Raw genomic sequence first — 3,706 nt, 5'->3', positions numbered from 1 at the left:
GCCGCGGGGGCGGGTACCTGGGCCTCGACGGTGTCCACGGCGGCTGCGGCGCGGGTGCGGCGGCGCGGGGCCTTGGCCGGTGCGGCCTCGGTCTCGGCGGTCGCGGGCGCCTCGGTGACGGCCTCGGCCGTCTTGGCGGTGCGCGTACGGCGGCGCGGGGCCTTCGGGGCCTCGGGCTCCGCCGCGGGGGCGGGTACCTGGGCCTCGACGGTGTCCACGGCCTCGGCGGCCTTCGCCGCACGGCTGCGGCGGCGCGGGGCCTTCGGGGCCTCGGCTTCCACCGCGGGGGCGGGTACCTGGGCCTCGACGGTGTCCACGGCGGCTGCGGCGCGGGTGCGGCGGCGCGGGGCCTTGGCCGGTGCGGCCTCGGTCTCGGCGGTCGCGGGCGCCTCGGTGACGGCCTCGGCCGTCCTGGCGGTGCGCGTACGGCGGCGGGGAGCCTTCGGAGCCTCGGGCTCCGCCTCGGGGGCGGGCACCGGAGCCTCCACCGTCTCCACGACGGCCTCGGCCGCGCGGGTGCGACGACGGCGGCGCGGAGTACGCGGCTCGGCGGGAGCCCCGGCGCTCTCCGTGGCCGCGGGGGCCTGCGACACCGCCGTCGCCTCGTCGGCCGACAGCGGCGCGCCGTTGCGCGTACGGCGACGCTGACGCGGCGTACGCGGCGCACGCTCCTCGGCGACGGCCGGAGCGGCGGCGGCCGGCGCGGACCTGCGCCCGCGGCCACCCGTCTCACCGAGGTCCTCGACCTCTTCCGCGCGCAGACCGGCGCGGGTCCGGTCGGCCCGGGGCAGTATGCCCTTGGTGCCGGCCGGGATGCTGAGGATCTCGAACAGGTGAGCCGACGTGGAGTACGTCTCCTCCGGCTCGTCGAACGGCAGGTCCAGCGCCTTGTTGATGAGCTTCCAGCGCGGGATGTCGTCCCAGTCGACCAGCGTGACGGCGATGCCCTTCGCGCCCGCGCGGCCGGTGCGGCCGACCCGGTGCAGATACGTCTTCTCGTCCTCGGGCGACTGGTAGTTGATGACGTGCGTCACACCCTCGACGTCGATACCGCGTGCGGCGACGTCGGTGCACACCAGCACGTCGACCTTGCCGTTGCGGAACGCCCGCAGGGCCTGCTCGCGCGCGCCCTGCCCGAGGTCGCCGTGGACGGCGCCGGAGGCGAAGCCGCGCTTCTCGAGCTGCTCGGCGATGTCGGCGGCGGTCCGCTTCGTACGGCAGAAGATCATCGCGAGACCGCGGCCGTCGGCCTGAAGGATGCGGGAGACGAGCTCCGGCTTGTCCATGTTGTGCGCGCGGAACACGTGCTGCGTGATGTTCGCGACGGTCGCGCCCTCGTCGTCGGGCGACGTGGCGCTGATGTGCGTCGGCTGCGACATGTACCGGCGGGCGAGACCGATGACGGCGCCCGGCATGGTCGCCGAGAAGAGCATCGTCTGGCGCTTCGGCGGCAGCATCTTCATGATCTTCTCGACGTCGGGCAGGAAGCCCAGGTCGAGCATCTCGTCGGCCTCGTCGAGGACGAGCGAGCGCACGTGGGAGAGGTCGAGCTTCTTCTGGCCCGCGAGGTCCAGCAGGCGCCCGGGCGTGCCGACGACGATGTCGACGCCCTTCTTCAGCGCCTCGACCTGCGGCTCGTAGGCGCGGCCGCCGTAGATGGCGAGCACGCGGACGTTGCGCACCTTGCCGGCGGTCAGCAGGTCGTTGGTGACCTGCTGGCACAGCTCACGGGTGGGCACGACGACGAGCGCCTGCGGGGCCTCGGTCAGCTTGTCGGGAGCTGCCCGGCCGGCCTCGACGTCCGCGGGGACGGTCACGCGCTCGAGCAGCGGAAGGCCGAAGCCGAGCGTCTTGCCGGTGCCGGTCTTGGCCTGGCCGATGACGTCGCTGCCGGAGAGCGCGACGGGGAGCGTCATCTCCTGGATGGGAAAGGGGGACGTGATGCCGACGGCCTCAAGGGCCTCGGCGGTCTCGGAAAGGATCCCGAGGTCTCGGAACGTAGTCAGGGTGCTGCCTCTTCTGTGAGACGCGACGCGAGGCGAACGATGGGGGTCGTACCGTGCCTGGTTCTCTTCCGGCCGGAATTACGGGCCGGGGGCGCGGGACCACATGCCGTCGCTCAAGCGCTCATGTCGCTGAGGGGGCCCCTCATCTTGCGGTCGTACGCCTTGGTACGCCCCGCGTGGAGGGCTGTCGGGTCGGAGCCGATCGGGCCACCGACCGGGCATCCTCATTCAATTGCGCCGCGAAGTGCCCTGGGCACTCTGCTAGCGCTTTACCACTGTACCCCGGATTCGCGCAGGTGTGTCGGTACGATTTACCGGATCGGGGTGAGGGTGGTGGCTGACCAGCCCCTTACGCACCGCGAAGGGCGGGCTATTGTGCCGTTCATGGAGACGCCTGACAACGCCACTGCACCCGAAGAGACGCCCCGGACCGGCATCGCCGCCCAGGACTGGGCGACGGCGTCCGCCGAGCCGAACTACCACGCCGCGGTCGTGGACCTGCTGGGAGCACTCGCGTACGGAGAGCTGGCGGCCTTCGAGCGCCTCGCCGAGGACGCCAAGCTCGCCCCGACGCTCGCCGACAAGGCCGAGCTGGCGAAGATGGCGTCGGCGGAGTTCCACCACTTCGAGCGGCTGCGGGACCGGCTGACCGCGATCGACGAGGAGCCGACGGCGGCCATGGAGCCGTTCGCGAAGGCGCTCGACGACTTCCACCGCCAGACCGCGCCGTCCGACTGGCTTGAGGGCCTGGTCAAGGCGTATGTCGGCGATTCGATCGCCAGTGACTTCTACCGCGAGGTCGCGGCGCGCCTCGATTCCGACACCCGCGCGCTGGTGCTCGCCGTGCTCGACGACACGGGCCACGGGAACTTCGCGGTGGAGAAGGTGCGCGCCGCCATCGAGGCGGACCCGCGCTGCGGCGGCCGGCTGGCGCTGTGGGCGCGCAGGCTGATGGGCGAGGCGCTCTCGCAGGCCCAGCGGGTGGTGGCGGACCGCGACGCGCTCTCCACGATGCTCGTGGGCGGCGTCGCCGACGGCTTCGACCTGGCGGAGGTCGGCCGGATGTTCTCGCGGATCACCGAGGCGCACACCAAGCGCATGGCCGCGCTCGGCCTGGCGGCGTAACGCCGGAAACGGTCGCTACGCCGCCGCCGAACGGCGGATGCGGCCCCTGGGGCGGATGAGGAGCGAGAGCAGAACCGCTCCCACCGCCACCGCGCCGATCAGCGTCGCCACGACATGGCCCGGGCCGAGTGCGGAGTGGGTGACGTACGCACCGAACAGAGCCCCGAGCGGCCCCGCGGCCAGGACGACGCGCCGCGAGGGCAGCCGGTCGCCGAGCCGGTGGACGGCCGCCCAGGCGAGGGCGAAGCCGAGGGCGATGGAGCCTAGAGCTTCCAGCAGGATCACGTGCGTTCCTCCCGTGCGGCCAGGGTGCGGATGGGTCGTAGCCCGTACTACCCCCACGTCGCGGAAGGCAACCCTCCGCCGGACCGCCGAACAGGGTCCCGTACGGGTGACCGGGCGGCGGACGCCCGCGCCCGCACCGCGAGGGCGGCACGCGGACGGCACGCAGCGCACGCGCAGACGGAACCGGGGCGGTGGGGGGGTCCCCCCGGACGGGTTCGTCTCTGTTGGTGCTGTGTTGTTTTTCTGGTGTCTTCCCCCGCCCCCCCCCCCCCACTCACCCCAACCCCCCC

Annotated in this window: 3 protein-coding genes; 1 reads left to right on the top strand and 2 read right to left on the bottom strand. The window is 73.2% G+C overall.

What is annotated here, in order from left to right; translation table 11 throughout:
* Nucleotides 1–1,916, bottom strand: a 1,916-nt coding sequence (locus tag AC07FK_RS02775) for a DEAD/DEAH box helicase (RefSeq protein ID WP_479101879.1), incomplete at its 3' end; no start/stop codon positions are given.
* 474 nt (nt 1,917–2,390) lie between these two features.
* Between AC07FK_RS02775 and AC07FK_RS02770 the strand changes: the two genes are divergently transcribed.
* On the top strand, nt 2,391–3,131 hold the full coding sequence (locus AC07FK_RS02770) for a ferritin-like fold-containing protein (protein ID WP_479101877.1): 741 nt from the start codon (nt 2,391–2,393) through the stop codon (nt 3,129–3,131).
* 15 nt (nt 3,132–3,146) lie between these two features.
* Here AC07FK_RS02770 and AC07FK_RS02765 read toward each other — a convergent pair whose 3' ends face one another.
* The gene (locus tag AC07FK_RS02765; RefSeq protein ID WP_479102557.1) at nt 3,147–3,413 is read right to left on the bottom strand and encodes a hypothetical protein; all 267 of its coding nucleotides are present in this window, start codon (nt 3,411–3,413) and stop codon (nt 3,147–3,149) included.
* Between the last annotated feature and the right edge of the window lie 293 nt (nt 3,414–3,706).

The sequence above is a fragment of the Streptomyces sp. NPDC046122 genome (genome assembly GCF_056429965.1).
This window is presented reverse-complemented; position numbering and strand designations above follow the sequence as displayed.